At 60.7% G+C, this 18,501-nt stretch carries 20 protein-coding genes; 11 read left to right on the forward strand and 9 right to left on the reverse strand.

Annotation, left to right across the window (positions count from 1 at the left end; genetic code table 11):
* Both ACUN8C_RS02990 and ACUN8C_RS02995 read left to right on the forward strand, forming a co-directional pair.
* Positions 1-897 (forward strand): hypothetical protein, encoded by an 897-nt coding sequence (locus ACUN8C_RS02990; RefSeq protein ID WP_445620830.1) that lies wholly within the window; start codon positions 1-3, stop codon positions 895-897.
* Positions 887-1,369 (forward strand): GNAT family N-acetyltransferase, encoded by a 483-nt coding sequence (locus ACUN8C_RS02995; RefSeq protein WP_445620831.1) that lies wholly within the window; start codon positions 887-889, stop codon positions 1,367-1,369. The genes ACUN8C_RS02990 and ACUN8C_RS02995 overlap by 11 nt, the downstream gene beginning before the upstream one ends.
* Here ACUN8C_RS02995 and ACUN8C_RS03000 read toward each other — a convergent pair.
* Together ACUN8C_RS03000 and rsmD are read right to left on the reverse strand one after the other, a co-directional pair.
* Positions 1,363-1,590, reverse strand: coding sequence for a cell division protein ZapB (locus ACUN8C_RS03000; RefSeq protein WP_445620832.1), 228 nt, complete (start codon positions 1,588-1,590; stop codon positions 1,363-1,365). The genes ACUN8C_RS02995 and ACUN8C_RS03000 overlap by 7 nt on opposite strands.
* Positions 1,591-1,750: 160 nt before the next feature.
* Positions 1,751-2,389, reverse strand: coding sequence for a 16S rRNA (guanine(966)-N(2))-methyltransferase RsmD (gene rsmD, locus ACUN8C_RS03005; protein WP_445620833.1), 639 nt, complete (start codon positions 2,387-2,389; stop codon positions 1,751-1,753).
* Positions 2,390-2,595: 206 nt separating this feature from the next.
* On the opposite strand from rsmD, the gene ftsY reads away from it, so the two are divergent.
* From ftsY to ACUN8C_RS03030, 5 genes are all read left to right on the forward strand, one after another.
* Positions 2,596-4,206, forward strand: a complete 1,611-nt coding sequence (gene ftsY / locus ACUN8C_RS03010) for a signal recognition particle-docking protein FtsY (RefSeq protein WP_445620834.1) — start codon at positions 2,596-2,598, stop codon at positions 4,204-4,206.
* A 12-nt stretch (positions 4,207-4,218) separates the two neighbouring features.
* Positions 4,219-4,887: a cell division ATP-binding protein FtsE gene (ftsE, locus tag ACUN8C_RS03015; protein WP_445621820.1), complete on the forward strand. Its 669-nt coding sequence runs from the start codon at positions 4,219-4,221 to the stop codon at positions 4,885-4,887.
* Positions 4,884-5,906, forward strand: coding sequence for a permease-like cell division protein FtsX (gene ftsX / locus ACUN8C_RS03020; protein WP_445620835.1), 1,023 nt, complete (start codon positions 4,884-4,886; stop codon positions 5,904-5,906). The genes ftsE and ftsX overlap by 4 nt, the downstream gene beginning before the upstream one ends.
* Before the next feature lie 112 nt (positions 5,907-6,018).
* Positions 6,019-6,891, forward strand: coding sequence for an RNA polymerase sigma factor RpoH (rpoH, locus tag ACUN8C_RS03025; protein WP_108842969.1), 873 nt, complete (start codon positions 6,019-6,021; stop codon positions 6,889-6,891).
* 182 nt (positions 6,892-7,073) lie between these two features.
* Positions 7,074-8,543 carry a sensor domain-containing protein gene (locus tag ACUN8C_RS03030; protein ID WP_445620836.1) on the forward strand — a complete coding sequence of 490 codons (1,470 nt, stop codon included), beginning with the start codon at positions 7,074-7,076 and terminating at the stop codon, positions 8,541-8,543.
* Here the strand turns inward: ACUN8C_RS03030 and slmA are convergent.
* From slmA to coaBC, 5 genes are all read right to left on the reverse strand, one after another.
* Positions 8,515-9,144, reverse strand: a complete 630-nt coding sequence (gene slmA / locus ACUN8C_RS03035) for a nucleoid occlusion factor SlmA (RefSeq protein WP_445620837.1) — start codon at positions 9,142-9,144, stop codon at positions 8,515-8,517. The genes ACUN8C_RS03030 and slmA overlap by 29 nt on opposite strands.
* A gap of 85 nt (positions 9,145-9,229) precedes the next feature.
* Entirely contained in the window at positions 9,230-10,144 is a 915-nt protein-coding gene (gene argB, locus ACUN8C_RS03040) for an acetylglutamate kinase (protein WP_299256304.1), read from the reverse strand.
* 154 nt (positions 10,145-10,298) lie between these two features.
* Complete coding sequence (locus ACUN8C_RS03045; RefSeq protein ID WP_445620838.1) at positions 10,299-11,681, reverse strand: phosphomannomutase/phosphoglucomutase; 1,383 nt, start codon at positions 11,679-11,681, stop codon at positions 10,299-10,301.
* Between the two features lie 28 nt (positions 11,682-11,709).
* Positions 11,710-12,195: a dUTP diphosphatase gene (gene dut / locus ACUN8C_RS03050; protein WP_445620839.1), complete on the reverse strand. Its 486-nt coding sequence runs from the start codon at positions 12,193-12,195 to the stop codon at positions 11,710-11,712.
* Positions 12,192-13,553 carry a bifunctional phosphopantothenoylcysteine decarboxylase/phosphopantothenate--cysteine ligase CoaBC gene (gene coaBC, locus ACUN8C_RS03055; protein ID WP_445620840.1) on the reverse strand — a complete coding sequence of 454 codons (1,362 nt, stop codon included), beginning with the start codon at positions 13,551-13,553 and terminating at the stop codon, positions 12,192-12,194. The genes dut and coaBC overlap by 4 nt, the downstream gene beginning before the upstream one ends.
* Before the next feature lie 121 nt (positions 13,554-13,674).
* Between coaBC and ACUN8C_RS03060 the strand changes: the two genes are divergently transcribed.
* Positions 13,675-14,556: a 5'-nucleotidase, lipoprotein e(P4) family gene (locus ACUN8C_RS03060; RefSeq protein ID WP_445620841.1), complete on the forward strand. Its 882-nt coding sequence runs from the start codon at positions 13,675-13,677 to the stop codon at positions 14,554-14,556.
* A 76-nt stretch (positions 14,557-14,632) separates the two neighbouring features.
* On the opposite strand, the gene ACUN8C_RS03065 is transcribed toward ACUN8C_RS03060, so the two are convergent.
* Together ACUN8C_RS03065 and ACUN8C_RS03070 are read right to left on the reverse strand one after the other, a co-directional pair.
* On the reverse strand, positions 14,633-15,721 hold the full coding sequence (locus tag ACUN8C_RS03065) for an SMP-30/gluconolactonase/LRE family protein (RefSeq protein ID WP_445620842.1): 1,089 nt from the start codon (positions 15,719-15,721) through the stop codon (positions 14,633-14,635).
* 140 nt (positions 15,722-15,861) lie between these two features.
* Complete coding sequence (locus ACUN8C_RS03070) at positions 15,862-16,878, reverse strand: zinc-dependent alcohol dehydrogenase family protein (protein WP_445620843.1); 1,017 nt, start codon at positions 16,876-16,878, stop codon at positions 15,862-15,864.
* 155 nt (positions 16,879-17,033) lie between these two features.
* On the opposite strand from ACUN8C_RS03070, the gene radC reads away from it, so the two are divergent.
* The 3 genes from radC to rpmG all read left to right on the forward strand — a co-directional run bounded on the left by radC (position 17,034) and on the right by rpmG (position 18,363).
* Entirely contained in the window at positions 17,034-17,714 is a 681-nt protein-coding gene (gene radC, locus ACUN8C_RS03075; RefSeq protein ID WP_445620844.1) for a RadC family protein, read from the forward strand.
* 196 nt (positions 17,715-17,910) lie between these two features.
* A complete protein-coding gene (gene rpmB / locus ACUN8C_RS03080; RefSeq protein WP_086620665.1) occupies positions 17,911-18,147 on the forward strand; it encodes a 50S ribosomal protein L28 in 237 nt (78 codons plus the stop codon).
* A gap of 60 nt (positions 18,148-18,207) precedes the next feature.
* On the forward strand, positions 18,208-18,363 hold the full coding sequence (gene rpmG, locus ACUN8C_RS03085; protein ID WP_086620664.1) for a 50S ribosomal protein L33: 156 nt from the start codon (positions 18,208-18,210) through the stop codon (positions 18,361-18,363).
* The last annotated feature ends 138 nt before the right edge of the window (positions 18,364-18,501 follow it).

The raw sequence follows: 18,501 nt of genomic DNA on the forward strand, positions 1-18,501 counted from the left end.
ATGGTGACCGAGCGCGCGCGCCGACAATATCTTGAGGCCATGGGCATTCACCTGTGGGTGGCCCGTCACCCGCTGCCCAACGCGCTGGCATCCTCTTTGCCGGAAGTGGAAGAGGTCGCGAGTAGTCGGGAGGCCCCGCTGGATCATCATCAGCGCCTGCACGCTTTGATCGATGAGTTCGACCGTCCCGAGGCCACGCCTGAACCAGCCACGCTTGCCTTGGAAGGGACACCGCACGAGTCGACCAGGCCGGTGCGCTCGATCAAGGCCCTGCTCGACACCAAAACCGACAGGGATCAGCAAAACGATGCCCCGGTGAACGCTCCGGCGGTGCTTTCTTCTGCGCCGATCCTCGAGGAGGACAGCCCGGCGGTGGCGTCAGAGGTGGCTGCGCCCGTTGCAAGATTACCCCATGAGGCGCTGCGTTTCTCGCTGCAGGTGGCGGCGCTTGATGGCCGCTGGCTGGTGCTGCTGATGCGTGATGACGCGCTGACCGCTCAGGAAGAAACGCTGCTGAATGCCATATTCCGGGCCGGGGGAGTCGAGCCTTCTGCACCGCTCTCCTGTCAGCGGTTTGGCTGGCCCATGATGGAAGGGTTGCCGGTCGATGATGCGCTTGATGAGGCGCGCCAGGGGTTCAAGGCTTTTCTGGCCGGTCGTCGTGCCCGCGGCTGGAATCCGGAGCGACTCCTGCTCTTTGGACAGCTTTCGGTGCTTGAAGAGGTGCTGGATGTGCAGGACGGTCGAAGCCGGGTTCTGGGTCTACCGCTCTGGCAGGGGCCGGCACTCGAGTCGCTGGATGAGGCGTCTGCGCGTCGGGCACTCTGGGCGGCGATGGGAGATTGGCGCCGCTGGTGGCAGGTAGACGCCGAAGTGCAGCAAAGCGATGACGTCTGAGCCAATCAGTGATGTTGAAGCGCTGACGGCACTGGATGCCCGTGCCAGAGGCCTTGATGCCTGGTCATTGGCCCGCTTTGAGGCGCTAACAAGCGATCAGGGATATCAATTGATGGGCATTGCCGATGACAGTACGCAGGCGCTGCTGGCCTTTGCCGTGTTCTCGGTGGGGCCCTTTGATCTTGAGCTTGAAATGATTGCGGTAGACCCGAGCCATCGACGCCAGGGGCTGGCCGGTCAACTGATTGTTGCCATGATCGAGCAGGGAGAAGCGAAGGGGCTTGAGCGGGTGTTGCTGGAGGTGCGCGCCGGCAATGACGCGGCACAGGCACTCTACGAACGTCATGGTTTTGAGGTGGACGGGCGCCGGACGGGCTATTACCCGCAAGCTTCAGGCGGGCGCGAGGACGCGATCCTGATGTCGCGTCCTCTTGCGCGCCAGGAGCAGGGCGCCGAAAGACCTGCTCAGTAGGAGGGGCTGGCGGCCGGTTCTTCCTGGGCTGGCGCAGTGCTGGCGTCGAGCTCACGGAAACGCTCCAGCAGACTGCCCAGACGGCTTTCCCACTGCTGACGTTCGTTTTTCAGACGCTCGTTTTCCTGACGCAGTTCGTCAAGCTCCATGCACTGCATCTCGATGGTGTCAACGGCAGTATTGACGCGCTGTTCAAGCTGCTCGAAAAGTTCATTGCTCATGCTGTACTCCTGATACAGATATTAAGGCGAAGTGCCGCCCTGCATGGCCCGGATCGGGTGCCGGCGCGCGCGCAGGCCAGACTACGCGCGCCGACGCGCGGCGGCAAGAGGGCGGCCCGGTTATTGGCCGCTTTCACGTCGATAAAGACGGGTGTGGCTGTCACCGGCCCGGGTCTCGCGGATCAGGTGCTTCACGTCGATAAAGACGGGTGTGGCTGTCACCGGCCCGGGTCTCGCGGATCAGGTGCCAGCCGGTGGGCAGTTGCAACATCAGGCCGGCCTCGGTTTCGACATGAATCAGGGCGCCCTCGCTCAGCCAGCCGTCCTGCTCCAGGCGTTGACAGCAGTCAGTGATCAGGTCCTGTCGAAAGGGCGGGTCAAGAAAGACCAGCTGAAAGGGTTGCGTCGGGCGCGTGTCCAGAAAGGTCTGTGCCCTTTGATGATGAACCGGCATTGCCACGTCCAGGGTGGTCAGGTTCCGGGTGATCTGCTGGGCCACCTGACGGTCGGCTTCGACGAAATGCACCTCTCCGGCGCCGCGGGAAAGGGCCTCGAGCCCCAGGGCACCGGTGCCGGCAAATAGATCGAGCACGCGAGTGCGGCTGTCGATCTCGGTCACCAGCCAGTTAAACAGGGTCTCGCGGACGCGATCCGGCGTTGGCCGCAGGCCCGGATGATCGAGTACGGGCAACAGGCGCCGACGAAATCGACCACCAATCAGTCTCAGGCGGCCGCTGCCCGTGCGGGCCTTGCCCTGGCGTTGATCCTGTCCTGATGTGCCGTGCCGCTGTCGCCTCATGTGCCCTTAAAGCCTCGATAGGTAAAAATATGCTGCCAGTGCCGGTCCGTATGATTTACGGGAAACGCAGCAATCATTGCCGGGTGTGCCATCCTTGGATGATGTGCACGGATTGTACCGGCGAGCAGTGCTTGAGTGGTAGGATGCGGTATCAAATGACGGCTCGACCGTCTTTTTCCGATGGATCAATCGCGACGATATAGCCCATGTTTGGTTTTTTTAAGCGCAAGAAGCAGCGCCGCGATCAGCAGGATCGCGAAGAGCAGCAGAAGTTGGAGCAGCAGGCGCAGATGCCTGAGTCCGATGTCACCGAGGAGAAGCCTCCAGAGCCGCCTGTCGAGGCGCGAGAAGTGCCCATCGTCGAGGCTGAGCCGGAACCGGTAGTCGAGCGAGAGCCTGAGCCTGTTGTCAAGACCGAGCCAGACCCCGTCGTTGAGCCTGAACCGGAACCTGTGGTCGAACGTGAGCCAGAGCCCGTCATCGAGCCCGAACCGAAGCCGGTGGTTGAGCGAGAGCCCGAGCCCGTCGTCGAGCCCGAGCCGGAGCCGGTGGCTGAGCGAGAGCCAGAGCCCGTCGTCGAGCCCGAACCGGAATCGGTGGTTGAGCGAGAGCCTGAGCCCGTTATCGAGGCCGAGCCAGAACCTGCCGTTGAGCCGGAACCGGTAGTCGAGCCCGAGCCTGCTCAAAAGCGCCCGTCTGATGTGTCGGCGCTGCAAGAAACACCGTCTGAGCCAGCGCCGGAGGACACTACTCCCGGTACTGCTTCGGAAGTCACAACGCCTGCACGTAACCGCGGTCGCGACAAGCCGCGCCGGGCCCGATATGACACGGCCGTTGAAGTTGGCCCTGAAACCGCCGATGAGCAGAGTGATATCGCCGGTGCCAAAAAGGGCTGGTTTTCACGCATGCGTCAGGGGCTTGGCAAGACCCGCTCCAACCTGACCGACGGTCTGGCAACGCTGCTGCTCGGTCACAAGGAAATTGACGATGATCTGCTGGAAGAGCTCGAAACGCAGCTTCTGATGGCGGATGTGGGCGTTGCGGCCACCAGCGACATCATGGCAAGCCTGGAAGAGCGTATCTCCCGGCGTGAGCTCAAAAATGTCGATGCCCTCTACAAGGCGCTGCAGGAAGAGCTGTCCAGAATGCTCGAGCCGGTGGCCAAACCGCTGCGCCTGCCGCCGAAGGGTGAAGGGCCGTTCGTGATCCTGATGGTGGGGGTCAATGGCGTAGGCAAGACCACGACCATTGGCAAGCTGACCCAGCGCTTTCAGCGTCAGGGCCGCAGCGTCATGCTGGCGGCAGGGGATACCTTCCGCGCGGCCGCCGTTGAACAGCTGCAGGTCTGGGGCGAACGTAACGATGTGCCGGTGATTGCCCAGCACACCGGCGCGGACAGTGCTTCCGTCATCTATGACGCGGTATCGGCGGCCAAGGCGCGCGGCATTGACGTGCTGATTGCCGATACGGCCGGCCGGTTGCACAACAAGGGCCATCTCATGGATGAGCTCAGCAAGGTACAGCGTGTCATGGCGCGTCTGGACGCCCAGGCGCCTCATGAGGTCATGCTGGTCCTTGATGCCGGTACGGGCCAGAACGCGATTTCACAGGCAGAAACCTTTAACCAGGCGGTGCCCGTCACCGGTATTACCCTGACCAAGCTGGACGGTACGGCCAAGGGCGGCATCATCTTTGCCATTGCCAAGCAGCTGGGCACCCCCATTCGTTATATCGGGGTCGGGGAAACGCTGGATGACCTGCGACCCTTCGAGGCTGAAGACTTCGTGGGGGCTCTCTTTGACCGGGAAGGCAGCTGATTTCTCATGGCCATGATCGAGTTTGCGCATGTCGGCAAGCGCTATGGCGGTCGTTTCGAGGCGCTGGCCGATCTCAATTTCACCGTGCAGCGCGGTGAAATGGTGTTTCTGACCGGTCACTCCGGTGCCGGGAAAAGTTCGGTTCTGCGCCTTCTCATGGCGCTGGAGCGGCCTTCCCGGGGCCGCATTGTCGTGGCCGGCCATGACATTACCAGCCTTCACGTGTCACAGATTCCGTTTTATCGGCGCCAGATCGGCGTGGTCTATCAAAACCACCAGCTGCTCTTTGATCGTAGCGTGTTCGATAACGTGGCCCTGCCGTTGATCATCCAGGGCGCCACGCCTCAGGATGCCCGGCGCCGGGTGCATGCGGCACTGGACAAGATCGGTCTTTTGCATCGTGAAAAGGCGCTGCCCATCGAGCTTTCCGGCGGTGAGCAGCAGCGCGTCGGCATTGCCCGGGCCGTTGTGAACAAGCCGGCCATGCTGCTGGCAGACGAGCCGACCGGTAATCTGGACCCGCAGCTGTCGGCCGATATCATGCGGCTTTTCGAGGACTTTAATCGCATTGGCACAACCGTCCTGCTGGCCAGTCACGATCTGGCGCTGATCGCCCGGCTCAGGCATCGGGTGCTCAAGCTGCGCGATGGCCGATTGATCGGTGATGAGGAGGCGGCATGAGCCAGAAACCACGTCGTCGCCCAGCCAGTAACGAGACACGTCGTCCTGCACCCGACACCGATAAGCCCCGGCGGGGCGCACGTTCCCATCAGATCACCTTTGAAAGCCGCTCACGCGCCTGGCGTCGCCATCACGAGCAGATGGCCGTGGATAGCCTTCATCGTCTGCGCCGTCGGCCGCTGTCGAGTCTCATGACCATGATGGCGATTGCCATCGCGATGGTATTGCCGGCAAGTCTGTGGCTGGCGCTGGGTAGTGCTCAGCTTCTGGACAGCAATCTGGATGACAGCGCCCGCATGACGCTCTACCTGAACCCGGCACTGTCGGAGTCGCAGGCCATGGACATTACCGATCAGGTGCGAGGGGAGCGCGATATCGCCTCGACCGAGTTGATCACGGCCGCCGCTGGCCTTGAAAGCTTTCAGCAGCGCCTGGGAATGAATGATGCCCTGGCCATGATGGATGATAATCCGTTGCCGGCGACCATTCTGGTACAGCCGCGCTCGCGCGACCCGAAGGCAGCGCAGGCGCTGGCCGAACGCCTTGGCAGAATTGATGGCGTGACGGATGCGCGTCTGGACATGGCCTGGCTTGAGCGACTGCGTCAGCTCAGTGAGCTGGGGCGTCGTGTCGTACTGGCCTTTGGCGTGCTGTTTGCCCTCGGCGTACTGCTGGTCGTTGGTAATACCATTCGACTGGCGGTCGAAAGCCGTCGTCAGGAGATTGAGGTGGTCACCCTGATCGGTGCCACGCATGCCTTTGTGCGACGCCCGTTTCTGTATGTCGGGGTCTGGTACGGACTGGGGGGCGGCATTCTGGCGCTGATCCTGCTGACGCTGGGGAGAGGATGGTTATCGGCCCCCATCGATATGCTGGCCTCCGGGTTCGGCAGTCATTTCACTTTGCCGGGCATCGGGTTTGGCGGATCGGTTTTGTTGCTGATCTGTAGTACCATGCTGGGACTTGTAGGCGCATGGCTTGCCGTCAGTCGCCATCTGGCAGACATCAGCCCGCGTTGAGATGATAAGCGCAAGTATTTGAGAAAGCCGTGACGCGGGAAACAAAGCACCTTTACCATGGTCTATAATGGTAGATAATTACCAGCCAGGGACCAGGGGAGACCGTTTAAACATGAGTACCAGTCTTCAGCCTATCGGTCATCTTTCGCCGGGCAATGACCTGAATGGCTATATTCAGGCAGTCAATCGTATTCCCATACTGACCGTGGACGAGGAAAGAGACCTTGCCACGCGTCTGCATACCGACAGTGACATTGAAGCCGCCCGTCGCCTTGTCATGTCGCATCTGAGATTTGTAGTGCATATCGCTCGCAGCTATTCCGGCTATGGCCTGCCACAGGCGGACCTGATCCAGGAAGGCAATGTGGGCCTGATGAAGGCCGTCAAGCGCTTTGATCCGGCTCAGGGCGTACGGCTCGTCTCCTTTGCCGTGCACTGGATCAAGGCCGAGATTCACGAATTCGTGCTGCGTAACTGGCGCATCGTCAAGGTGGCGACCACAAAGGCGCAGCGCAAGCTGTTTTTCAACCTGCGCAGTGCCAAAAAGCGTCTGTCATGGCTGAACAATGACGAAGTGGCTGCCATTGCGCAGGACCTGGACGTCAAGCCGGAAGCCGTTCGGGAAATGGAAGGGCGCCTGTCGGCCTTCGATGCCGGTTTCGATCCGGCACCCGGCAGTGAGGATGACGAGCAGAGCTACCAGTCTCCATCGCAGTATCTGGAAGATGGCCGCTCCGACCCGGCCCTGTCGATTGAAGAGTCTGACTGGCAGGATCGCTCCTCGCAGCAGCTGCGTGAGGCGCTGGCAAGGCTTGATGATCGCTCGCGCGATATTCTGCAGCGCCGCTGGCTGGCCGAGCAGAAATCCACGCTCCACGAGCTGGCCGATACCTATGGTGTCTCCGCCGAACGTATTCGACAGCTTGAAAAAAATGCCATGAAAAAACTCAAACAGGCGATCGGCGAATCCGCTGAGGCGGCCTGATCACCGCACTGTTGTTCTAATACTAAAGATTGTTTTTAGCGCAAAAGTTAACCCCGGGCTCCCAAGGCCCGGGGTTTTGCTTTACGGTCACGTCTCATGAAAAAAAATGATGCTTCATATTCTCAATGACTTATTGTGATGATCATCAAATGATTTTCTGTAGTTGCCTTGAGCGCTGACCGATGTCCAATCCTGCATTTTCTCGTAAACCACAAGATGCGCCGCCTCCTGTCCCCTGGGTGCTGGTGACGCTCTATCGTTTGCTGTTTGCGCTGTCACTGGTCACGATCTGGCTGCTCTGGTGGCAGGGGCATATTGATGACAGTACGCTGGCTCTGGGGCTGCTGCTGTGGCTCTGCTGTCTTTTGCAGGCGAAGGGACTGTTGTCAAAGGGCTATCATCGGTATCGCCTGAAGCAGGACGTGTGTGTTGATATCGAGCAAACGGCCGACGAGTTACAGGGCGTGGTGTACTGCTACTGTCACGAACAGCATCATTACTGCTATCTCAACCATGCAGCGGCGCCGATGCCGGGGCCATGGGAGCAGAGCTGTCAGTTGCCCGGTGGCACCTTTGACGCCATGGTCCATCCCGATGATCGAGCGTCGCTGAAAAGCGCCCGACAGCTTGCCCTGCGTCGGGGATATTTCGAGCATACCTATCGTCTGGTTCATGGCACGTCCGAGCAGCGGGTGCTGGACCGGGGTGTCATTCTTCGCCGTGACGGAAGAGTCGAGTGTCACGGTCTTTTGGTCGATATCAGTCAGCTTGAGGAGATCAGTGCCGCGTCGCAGGAAGAAGAGCAGGGCCGGCCGGCCGGGGTTGCCAGACCTTTTTCACGCAATGATGCCGGCGCCATTGCGCTCTCTGCTGGTGAAAAAGCGCCGAGTGTGGCGCCTGCCGCGCTGCGCCAGGCCATCACGGATGGCCAGCTGCGACTGGTATATCAGCCTCAGGTAGATGGTCGCGACCAGCACATTGTCGGTTTTGAAGTCCTGCTGAGATGGCATGATCCCGACCAGGGAGATATTCCCCCTTCGACCTTTATTCCGATGGCCGAATCGATGGGCCTCATGCCGGTACTGGGGAACTGGATCATCGATCGGGTATGCCGACAGATCAGTGGCTGGCGGGCACAGGGGTATCAGGTGCCGGTCGTGGCCATCAATGTGTCCGTGTTGCAGCTTGATCAAGCCCTGCTGACCCATGTCGCACAGGTACTGTCCGCCTATCAGCTGGAGGGCGCCTGCCTGGAATTCGAGATCACCGAAAGCCGGATGATGCTGAATTTTGACGAGTGCGTGCACGTCATCTCAAAACTGCGCCAGCAGGGCATCGGAATCTCGCTGGACGATTTCGGCACCGGCTACTCATCACTGGACAAGCTGGCGATGCTGCCGCTGGATCGTCTCAAGCTGGACAGGAGTTTCGTGACAGCGCTCACCGACGCCAGCCACGGATACCACATGATCGAGGCCATCGTGCGGCTGGCGCACCTGTTGCGCCTGACGGTTGTGGCAGAAGGTGTCGAGACGCGCCGCCAGCAGCATCTGCTCAACGAGCTGGGGTGCGAGATCCTGCAGGGCTATCTGTTTGGTGCCGGGGTCGAGGCCGATACGGCGATCAGATATCTGAAGGGGAATGCGGATTGACGGCGGCGGTTTCAGAAACCAGATGGGCACTCAAAAGGTGCCACTGTTCCTCCCAGTGGTGCTGGGGGACACGCCGAAATCCGCTTCTGACGTACTGATTGATACGCCCCTCGGCAACGGCCATGAGCAGATTGGCCAGAGCCGATACGCCGATGGCCGGTCGATACCCCTGTTCGATTTCACCGGTTCGAAGGACCTGCTTGAGCTGCGTTTCAAGGCGCTCGAAAAGCTGGGCCATGCGGGTCTGCAGGCGTTCGTGTTCACCGCTAAGTGCCTCACCGGTCATGAGGCGACAAAGCCCCGGGTTTTTATCGGCAAAAATCAGCAGCAGGGTCACAATACGCTGACAGCGATCGCTGACATCGCCGGGTTCACTGACAATCAGCGTGACGCGCTCGAAAAGCGTCTGCTCGATATATTCGATCAGCGCCTCATACATGCGCGTTTTGCTGGGGAAGTGACGATAAAGCGCAGCCTCTGAAACGCCTACCTCGCGCGCCAGCGCTGCGGTCGTGATGCGCTGACCGCGACCCTGTTCCAGCATGCGCGCCAGCGCCTGCAGAATCTGATCGCGGCGTGAAATTTTCTGTTCCCTGGTCATGGCCATCTTTTTTATCTGCCAGCAAGGGTGCCCGGGACGGCCTCTGGCACCCGTGAATAAGATCACACCCGTGGTGCGCGTGGCATCAGGGCGACGGAGTGCTTGCCTGATCGGTAATCAGCGTGCCCACACCCGAGCGTGTAAAGATTTCCAGAAGGATGGCGTGTTCCACGCGACCATCCACGATGACCGAGCTGTTGACGCCATTTTTGACGGCCTCGAGCGCGCAGCGAATCTTGGGCAGCATGCCGCCGTAGATGACGCCGTCCTCGATGAGCTGATCAACCTGCTCGGTGGTCAGGCCGGTCATGACCTCGCCCTGCTGGTTCATGAGCCCGGCCACGTTGGTCAACAGCATGAGTTTTTCGGCGCCCAGCGCTTCAGCCACACGTCCGGCCACCAGATCGGCGTTGATGTTGTAGGAGTGCCCCTGAGCATCGACACCGATGGGCGCCAGCACCGGAATGTAATCGGCTTCCGAGAGCATCTCGATCAGATCGGTCGAGATATGCTCGACTTCTCCGACATGGCCGATATCGATGATTTCAGACGCCGTCATGTCGGCGCGCTTGCGCTGCACGGAAAGCTTGCGGGCGCGAATCTGGGCATTGTCCTTGCCGGTCAGGCCGATCGCCTTGCCGCCGGCGCCGTTGATCAGGTTGACGATGCTCTTGTTGACGAGCCCGCCAAGCACCATTTCCACCACGTCCATGGTCTCTGAATCGGTCACCCGCATGCCGTCGACAAAGCGGGATTCGATATTGAGACGTTCCAGCAGCTGACCGATCTGCGGGCCGCCGCCGTGCACCACGATCGGGTTAAGCCCCACTTCCTTGAGCAGCACCACGTCGCGGGCGAAGGAATGGATCAGGTTGTCCTCGGTCATGGCGTTGCCGCCATACTTGATCACCACGGTCTTGCCTGAAAAGCGCTGAATATAAGGCAGCGCCTCGGACAGGATTTCAACGACCTGACGCGGATTGTATTCGCTGTCATGCATGTTGCAAAACGCTCCTGTAGAAAGGGATAAAGGACCGGGGCAGCGTCAGCGCTTCATGCGTCATGAAGGCTGTCTCGATGATTCTGTGCCGATGATTCTGTGTCGATAATGCCGGGCCGGCGATGCATTCGCGGGCCCGGACTGAGCCGTCTCTCTAGAAGGTCGGCGTAATGTCGGGGGCCACGGCCAGCAGCGCCTGACGAAAACGATCCTGAATACGCTCGAGGGCCTCCACGGACTTGCCTTCAAAGCGAAACACCAGCATGGGCGTGGTGTTGGAGGCACGGCACAGCCCCCAGCTGTCCGGATAGTCCACGCGAATGCCATCAAGCGTGGTTCGGGTCGCCTGCTCGCCGAAATCGGTGTCCCTGATGAAGCGCTCGACAATACCGAACTTGTTGTCGTCGGTGACGGGCACATTGATTTCGGCGGTGCTGGCATCCTGAGGGAAGCGACTGAAGTACAGGTCGGCATCGTCGGGCTGGCGCGACAGAATCTCCAGCAGTCGGGCGGCCGCGTAGATCCCGTCGTCAAAACCGTACCAGCGCTCCTGAAAGAAGATATGACCGCTCATCTCGCCGGCCAGTGCCGCGCCGGTTTCCTTCATGCGCGCCTTGATCAGAGAGTGCCCGGTGTACCACATCTCGGGCGTGCCGCCGGCGTTTTCGATGATCGGGATCAAATTGCCGGTACTCTTGATGTCGAAAATGACGCGCGCACCGGGCTGGCGCTCGAGGAGATCGCAGGCAAAGGCCATCAGCAGTCGGTCAGGGTAGATGATCTCGCCAAGGGGCGTGACTACACCGACCCGGTCGCCATCGCCGTCAAAGGCCAGGCCGATATCGGCACCGGTCTCCCGGACCTTCGCGATCAGATCCGTCAGATTTTCGAACTTGCCCGGGTCCGGATGATGATTGGGGAACCGGCCGTCGATCTCTTCAAAAAGCGGCGTGACGCGGGCGCCCAGGCGGCGGATCAGCTCCGGTCCCAGTTCACCGGTCACGCCATTGCCGCAGTCGACCACGGCGTGCAGCGGCCGCTCAAGGGCAATATCATCAACAATGCGCGCCAGATAGGTTTCGCGAATATCATGCTCGCGATAGCTGCCTTCCCCGACAGACAGATCGTTTTGCTCGATACGGCGATACAGGGTAGTAATGTCGTCGCGCGACAGGGCGTGGCCGCCCAGCACGATCTTGAAGCCGTTATAATTCGACGGGTTGTGGCTGCCGGTGACCGCCACGCCGGACGTGATGCCCTCCAGCACGTGGGTGGCAAAATAGAGCACGGGCGTGGGCACCATGCCGATATCGACCACATCACAGCCGGCGGCACAGAGGCCCTCGATCAGTGCTGTTGCCAGCATCGGGCCTGAAAGCCGGCCGTCACGGCCGACGGCTACGCCCCGTTCACCGCGGGCGAGGGCTTCACTGCCGATCGCCTGGCCGATCAGGCGGGCGGTATCGGGAGTGAGCTGTTCGTCGACCACGCCACGGATGTCATAGGCACGAAAGATGGCGGCACTTACCTGCGTCATGGGAATGTTCCTGTCATGTAAGCCAGCGTCAGTGTCGTCCCGAGTGGCCAAAGCCGCCGGCGCCACGAATCCCGGTGTCGTCGTCACCGGGCGTAAAGTCTTCCACTATCTCCAGTTCGGCCTGAATGACCGGCACCAGCACATACTGGGCAATGCGCTCGAACGGCTCGAGCGTGACGTGCTCCTGACCGCGATTCCAGACCGAAATCATCAGCTCGCCCTGATAGTCGGCATCGATCAGGCCGACCAGATTGCCCAGCACGATGCCACGCTTGTGGCCCAGGCCCGAGCGCGGCAGGATCATGCCCGCCCAGGCCGGATTGGCAATGTGAACGGCCAGACCCGTGCGGACCAGCTCGCAGTCCCCGGGGGCCAGCGTCAGTGGAGCGTCCAGCAGGGCGCGCAGGTCCATGCCGGCGCTGCCGCGCGTGGCGTAATGGGGCAGAGGGTATTCACGTACCCGATCATCAAGAATTCTGACCTGCAGGCGCGGCCGGTCGGAAGAAGCAGTCATGAGCAGACAGGGCTCCGCATTGGTTGGTGCCCATGGTAAAGGGGCAGCATGTAATCAAGGATGGCGCGCGCCAGATCCTGCTTGGCACGCGGTGACAGCGTATGCGACGTGACCGGAACCTCCGGCTGGTCAGGTTCGAGATGATACAGCACAGCGGCATTATCATCGGCACCAAATCCCAGCCCCGGTGCTGCCACGTCATTGGCCACGATCAGGTCCAGGCGCTTGCGCACGAGCTTGTCATGGGCATGGCGCGCCAGTTCCCGGGTTTCGGCAGCAAAGCCGACAGTAAAGGGCGGGTGTGCCCGGTCGGTGACGCTAGCGATAATATCGGGGTTTTCGATCAGGTTCAGGGTCAGCGCGGCGCTGCCCGGCACTTTCTTGAGCTTGTGTTCGGCAATGTCGGCCAGCCGATAATCGGCGACTGCCGCACAGCCAATGAAAATATCGCAGTCGGGCAGCGCTGCGTTCACGGCCTCCAGCATCTCGACGGCGCTGATGACATTGATGCGGGTAATGCCTTCGGGCGTGGCAAGCGACACCGGTCCGGCAATCAGGGTGACGCGGGCGCCCATGCCACGAGCAGCACTGGCGAGTGCAAAGCCCATCTTTCCCGAGCTGTGATTGGAGAGATAGCGCACCGGATCGATCGCCTCACGGGTGGGGCCGGCCGTGATCACGACATGATGACCGGCCAGCGCCCCGGCTTGCGTCTCGCCACCGGTTGGCATGAAGGCATCCGGTGTCGGGGCGTGATCGTCATGCTCGGGCGTGGCGTCCAGAGGCAGTGCACCGGGGGCCGGGAAATGCCCGGACAGGGCAGCTTCGAGTGCCTTGACAATGTCTTCCGGCTCCAGCATGCGACCGCCACCGACATCGCCGCAGGCCTGCTCGCCGGCATCGGGGCCAAGCTGCTGCCAGCCCATCTCCACGAGCGTGGCGGCATTGCGCTGGCTGGCAGGATGCGACCACATGGCCTGATTCATGGCAGGTGCCAGCAGACAGCGTGCCCGTGTGGCCAGACACACGGTGGTCAGCAGGTCATCGGCCATGCCGGCGGCCAGTCGGGCGATCAGGTCGGCCGTGGCGGGCGCAATCAGAACGATATCGGCCCATTTGGCCAGCTCGATATGACCCATGCCTGCCTCGGCTCGAGGGTCAAGCAATGAGGTGCGCACCTCTTCGCCGGTCAGGGCCTGCAACGTCAGCGGCGTAATAAAGGCCTGGGCGCCCTCGGTCATGACCACGCGGACCTCCGCGCCGGCCTTTTTCAAAAGCCGCGCCAGTACCGCGCTTTTGTAGGCCGCGATGCCGGCGCTGATGCCTAAAACGATGCGTTGACCAGCCAGTCGTGACATGCAGGGCTCCATGGGCATAACGGTCATCAAGGGGATGCTACCTTACCACTGCGTGCCTGGCGTGCGTAGCACCTGCCGGGCCGGAAACAATCACAACGATATGCCCGAGAAGGACACTGCCATGCACTTCAATCAACACCGCTCGCTTTCCTTTTTATCCCGTCATCAAATGGCCCCGATGCTCTCGGCGCTGGCCCTTGGCGTTGTTCTGAGCGGCTGCGCCAGTCAAAACCCGCCGGCGTCTTCGACCTACAGCAATGATGATCTCAACGAGCAGCTGGTCATGGCCACGGCCTGGATGCAAAGCGCCGGCGAATACCGGGCGCTCTCCTTTCAGGCGTTCAATGTGGCCCGTCTGCGCCTTGATCAGGCACTTAAGGCTCAAAAAACGGGGGATCGACCACTGGCAGTCATCGTGGACTGTGACGAGGCGGTCATCGATAACACGGCCTTTCAGGCCTGGCTGATCGGGCGTGATGAGCGCTACTCCAGTGCGAACTGGAATGCCTGGGTCGAGGAGGCTCAGGCACGCGCACTGCCCGGCGCGCAGGCGTTTTTGCAGTACGCGCACTCGCGTGGCGTCGAGGTGTTTTATGTCACCAATCGCGATGAGAGCGGTCTGGATGCCACCATGAAAAACCTGAAACAGCTGGATTTCCCATGGGTTGATGAGCAGCACATGATGTTGCGCACCAATGCCAGCGACAAGCAGCCGCGACGCGAGGCGGTCATGGCCACTCACGACGTGGCGCTGCTGGTGGGTGACAATCTGGCCGATTTCGACAGCCGTTACGATGCTGATGACGTGGCCACGCGCAACGCGCAGGTCATTCAGGACCGGGCGCAGTTTGGTGAGCGTTACATCGTGCTGCCCAATCCGACCTATGGTGGCTGGGAGGCGGCGCTTTACGGGGGCGACTTCTCGCTGTCCCCGCAGGAAAAGGATCAACGGCGGCGGGCGGCACTGCGGGTCTGGGGTGGGCCGGAGCAGACCGCGCCGTAAATCGGGGTTGTCACGCTGGCAGCAGGGGCACAATACGTGCTCCTGCTGCCGAGCAGGTCAGGTACTGTTTCCAGAATCAGGTCAGGTACTGAGCGCCGCGCACGCTGACAAAAATCGAGTAAATCGAGTGGCTGCCGGCCATGAACAGCCGGTTGCCCTGAGGGCCGCCGAAACACAGATTGGCGCAGCGCTCCGGCAGGCTGATATGGCCGATGGCCTTGCCCTGAGTGTCAAACACGCGCACGCCATCCAGGGCTTCCGGGTCCGCGTCGGGAGAGCCCGAGCTGCCCCAGCCGCACCACAGATTGCCTTTCTCATCGCACTTGATGCCATCGAGCCCGCCAAAATCCTTTGCCACAATATGCTGATGGCGCGCGCCCAGCGTGCCGTCGTCATTGACTTTATAGGCCCAGACCAGTCGGTCCGGTTTGGCGCGGCCTTCCACTACATAGAGCAATTTTTCGTCAGGGGAGAAGCACAGGCCGTTGGGACCGGCGATATTGTCGATAACGCGGGTCACGTTGAGGGTGTCACCGTTAATGCGATAAACGCCGTGTGGCAGTTCGGTCTCGATTTTATGGCCTTCGTAATAACCACCGGCCTGGAACGGCGGGTCGGTAAACCAGATCGAGCCATCGCGCTTGACCACAATGTCGTTGGGCGAGTTGAAACGTTTGCCCTCGAAATTGTCGGCCAGCACCGTGATCTCACCTGTAGGTTCGGTGCGGGTAATGCGACGACCGATATCGTGTGTAGTGGAGCCTTCGCAGACGATCAGGCGGCCCTGCCGGTCGCGCGTCATGCCATTGGAGAAGTTTGAGTTCTCCCGATAGACGCCCAGCGACTGGCTGATCTCGTCCCAGCGCACGATGCGGTTATTGGGGATGTCGCTGACCAGCAGGTAACGACCATCGCCGGACCAGACCGGACCTTCGGCCCAGCGCAGGCCATCTGCCAGCTTTTCAACGCTGGCATTGAAAAGACGCAGGTCCAGAAAACGCTCGTCGAGAATTTTGACGGCCGGGTCGGGATAGCGTTGATTGAGCGGCTGCGCCGCGACCGGCTGTGTCAGCGAGACGCCGGCGACAGCGGCGGCACTGCAGGCCAGCGACTGTTTGAGAAACTGACGACGCAGGCCGCTACCGCAATCCTGATGTGTGCTCATTGATATCCCCTTTGAGTTGTTAGCGCTAACATGGATCAGCGCTACGCTAGGGGATGTCGAGTCGTTTGGGTATCCGCCAATATGCCAGGAGGGGCCTTCGATACTGCCGGGTACGGGCGCCCGGCAGTGTTGATGCAGTTTCAGTCAAGGGTAATGACGACCTTGCCCAGATGCTGCTGGCTTTCCAGATGCTCGAAGGCGGCACGGGTATCGTCAAAGGCAAAGGTGCGATCAATGACCGGCTTGATCCGGTGCTGGGTGATGGCGCGGTTCATCTGCTCGAACATCTCGCGTGAGCCCACGAAGATGCCCCGCATCAACACGCTTTTGCGCATGATATCGGTTGGATTGATCTCGCCACCGGTCAGCACGCCAATCAGGTTGACCTGCCCACCCAGGCGGGCAGATTCGATCGAGCGGGGCAGGGTGCCGGCACCGCCAACTTCCACCACGTGATCCACACCGCGGCCATCGGTCAGTCGCTGCACTTCCTGCTGCCATTCAGGCGTCTGGCGATAGTTAATGGTGGCGTCAGCGCCGAGTTCGCGCACGCGGGCAAGCTTGTCGTCGCTGGAAGAGGTCTGAATGGCCCGGGCGCCGGCGGCGCGGGCGAACTGAAGGCCAAACATGGAGACGCCGCCGGTACCCAGCAACAGCACGCTGTCGCCGGTTTTCAGGGGTGACTTGCCGGAATACAGGGCATTCCAGGCCGTGACGGCGGCGCAGGGCAGGGTGGCACCTTCTTCAAAAGAGAGGTGCTCGGGCAGGGTGACCACCCCCTGCTGATCGAACAGGACATAGTCACTGAGGACGCCATCCACGGCGCCACCCAGTGCCGAGCCGGGGTGGCTGTCATTGATCTCGCCGCCCAGCCAGTTCTGCATGAAGATGCCGGCGACACGATCACCAACCGCCACGCGGGTGACGTCTTCACCAATCTCGACGACGTCACCGGCGCCATCAGACAGCGGCACGCGATTCGGGGCCACGCCACCGCGACCATACTTGCCTGTAACAACCATCAGGTCGCGATAGTTCAGTGACGCCGCGCGCATGCGCACCAGCACCTGACCACGCGCCGGGCGGGGCGTGTCACGCTCGGTGAGCGTCAAATCGCTGATGGCACCGGTTTTGGGCAGGGTATAAAGACGCATCATGATTCTCCTGTGGTGAGCTGCATGTCATGGAAAGCGTAGTGGCTGTTTCGCAAGGCATGCACAGGTTATGACCTTTTGAAAGCTCACTCGTTTGGCTTTAGTTCGATGGGAAAGCGCCGTTAACCCTTTATCAGGCAATGCTGTTGGAGAGTGGTGTGGGTATCAGTCACTGGCCGGAAGGGGAACGGCCGCGGGAAAAGTTGATCAATCTGGGCGCGCAGGCGCTCTCGGATGCCGAGCTGCTGGCCATCTTTTTGCGGGTGGGCGTCAAGGGCCGCTCGGCAGTGGATCTGGCGCGCGATCTTTTAAGTGAATTCGATGGGCTGCGGCCGCTGCTGGATGCCAGTCGTGAAACGTTTTGCCAGGCGCATGGGCTGGGAGATGCCAAGTACGTGCAGCTGCAGGCGGCGCTTGAGTTGTCGCGTCGGCATCTGGAAACGCTTTTGATGCGCGGTGATGCGCTCAATTCACCGCATATGGTGCGTCGCTTTTTGAGTGCGCATTTGCGTGACCTTGGCCATGAAGTGTTTGCAGCGCTTTTTCTGGACAGTCAGCACCGGGTGCTGCGTTTTGAAAAACTGTTTACCGGCACGCTGGACGCCGCTGCCGTCTATCCGCGTGAGGTAGCCCGGCGGGCGCTGGCACTCAATGCCGGGGCGGTGATTTTTGCCCACAATCACCCCTCCGGCGTGGCCGAGCCCAGCGATGCCGATCGTCGTATCACGACCCGGCTGGTCGATGCGCTGGGGCTTTTTGATATTCGGGTGCTGGACCATTTTGTGGTCGGTGACGGTGAGGTCACCTCCTTTGCCGAACGAGGCTGGCTCCAGAGCTAATGGCGGTGCACAGGCAATTATATCAAGGCGTACTTGCCGAGCAGGGGGCGCTCTGGTATAAAGTACGCCCTTTGACTTTCTGCGGGTTATGAACAGGGGGCAGGGAGGCGTATCGCCCGCCACTTCTCACCGGTTTGCCCGAATACTTAATAGACACTCATGTGCGGCCCGTTCGGGCTCACGGCTGGAGGCTTCCATGTCACAAGTCTGTCAGGTTACCGGCAAGCGTCCGGTGACTGGTAACAACGTTTCCCACTCTCAGCGCAAGACGCGTCGTCGTTTCGTCCCCAACCTGCATACGCATCGTTTCTGGGTCGAGTCCGAAAAGCGCTTTGTCAGGCTGCGTCTGTCCTCCAAGGGCATGCGTATCATCGACAAGAAAGGCATCGAAGTGGTCCTCAAGGATCTGCGTGCCAATGGTCTGAGCGTCTGAGACGACGGTTCGTGATTACACCTCAAGCGCCTGGCGCGCTTGAATGCGGAGAGCAATAACATGCGTGACAAGATCAAGCTGGTTTCAAGCGCGGGTACCGGTCATTTCTATACGACCGACAAGAACAAGCGCAACACTCCTGACAAGCTGGAATTCAAAAAGTACGACCCGGTCGTACGCAAGCATGTCATGTATCGTGAAGCCAAAATCAAGTAATTGATGGCGCTTTGCGTGCCGCCCGTCAGGGTGGCCTGAAAGGACCCGGTCATGGCCGGGTCTTTTTGTATCTGGTCTTTTTGTATCTGATGCTCGGCCGGCCGGCCCTCATCCGCTGCGTCGCCGCACTTTCTTCAA

The organism is Kushneria sp. Sum13 (assembly GCF_052692355.1).

Bases quoted from the DNA above. Each gene is read 5' to 3' on its own strand.
- ACUN8C_RS03030 (WP_445620836.1), top strand. From the start codon at position 7,074: ATGTCCAATCCTGCATTTTCTCGTAAACCACAAGATGCGCCGCCTCCT.
- ACUN8C_RS03060 (WP_445620841.1), top strand. From the start codon at position 13,675: ATGCACTTCAATCAACACCGCTCGCTTTCCTTTTTATCCCGTCATCAA.
- rpmG (WP_086620664.1), top strand. From the start codon at position 18,208: ATGCGTGACAAGATCAAGCTGGTTTCAAGCGCGGGTACCGGTCATTTC.
- ACUN8C_RS03000 (WP_445620832.1), bottom strand. From the start codon at position 1,590: ATGAGCAATGAACTTTTCGAGCAGCTTGAACAGCGCGTCAATACTGCC.
- ftsE (WP_445621820.1), top strand. From the start codon at position 4,219: ATGATCGAGTTTGCGCATGTCGGCAAGCGCTATGGCGGTCGTTTCGAG.
- coaBC (WP_445620840.1), bottom strand. From the start codon at position 13,553: ATGTCACGACTGGCTGGTCAACGCATCGTTTTAGGCATCAGCGCCGGC.
- ACUN8C_RS03045 (WP_445620838.1), bottom strand. From the start codon at position 11,681: ATGACGCAGGTAAGTGCCGCCATCTTTCGTGCCTATGACATCCGTGGC.
- rpoH (WP_108842969.1), top strand. From the start codon at position 6,019: ATGAGTACCAGTCTTCAGCCTATCGGTCATCTTTCGCCGGGCAATGAC.
- ftsX (WP_445620835.1), top strand. From the start codon at position 4,884: ATGAGCCAGAAACCACGTCGTCGCCCAGCCAGTAACGAGACACGTCGT.
- rpmB (WP_086620665.1), top strand. From the start codon at position 17,911: ATGTCACAAGTCTGTCAGGTTACCGGCAAGCGTCCGGTGACTGGTAAC.
- ftsY (WP_445620834.1), top strand. From the start codon at position 2,596: ATGTTTGGTTTTTTTAAGCGCAAGAAGCAGCGCCGCGATCAGCAGGAT.
- ACUN8C_RS03070 (WP_445620843.1), bottom strand. From the start codon at position 16,878: ATGATGCGTCTTTATACCCTGCCCAAAACCGGTGCCATCAGCGATTTG.
- rsmD (WP_445620833.1), bottom strand. From the start codon at position 2,389: ATGAGGCGACAGCGGCACGGCACATCAGGACAGGATCAACGCCAGGGC.
- dut (WP_445620839.1), bottom strand. From the start codon at position 12,195: ATGACTGCTTCTTCCGACCGGCCGCGCCTGCAGGTCAGAATTCTTGAT.
- ACUN8C_RS02995 (WP_445620831.1), top strand. From the start codon at position 887: ATGACGTCTGAGCCAATCAGTGATGTTGAAGCGCTGACGGCACTGGAT.
- ACUN8C_RS03065 (WP_445620842.1), bottom strand. From the start codon at position 15,721: ATGAGCACACATCAGGATTGCGGTAGCGGCCTGCGTCGTCAGTTTCTC.
- argB (WP_299256304.1), bottom strand. From the start codon at position 10,144: ATGCATGACAGCGAATACAATCCGCGTCAGGTCGTTGAAATCCTGTCC.
- ACUN8C_RS02990 (WP_445620830.1), top strand. From the start codon at position 1: ATGGTGACCGAGCGCGCGCGCCGACAATATCTTGAGGCCATGGGCATT.
- slmA (WP_445620837.1), bottom strand. From the start codon at position 9,144: ATGACCAGGGAACAGAAAATTTCACGCCGCGATCAGATTCTGCAGGCG.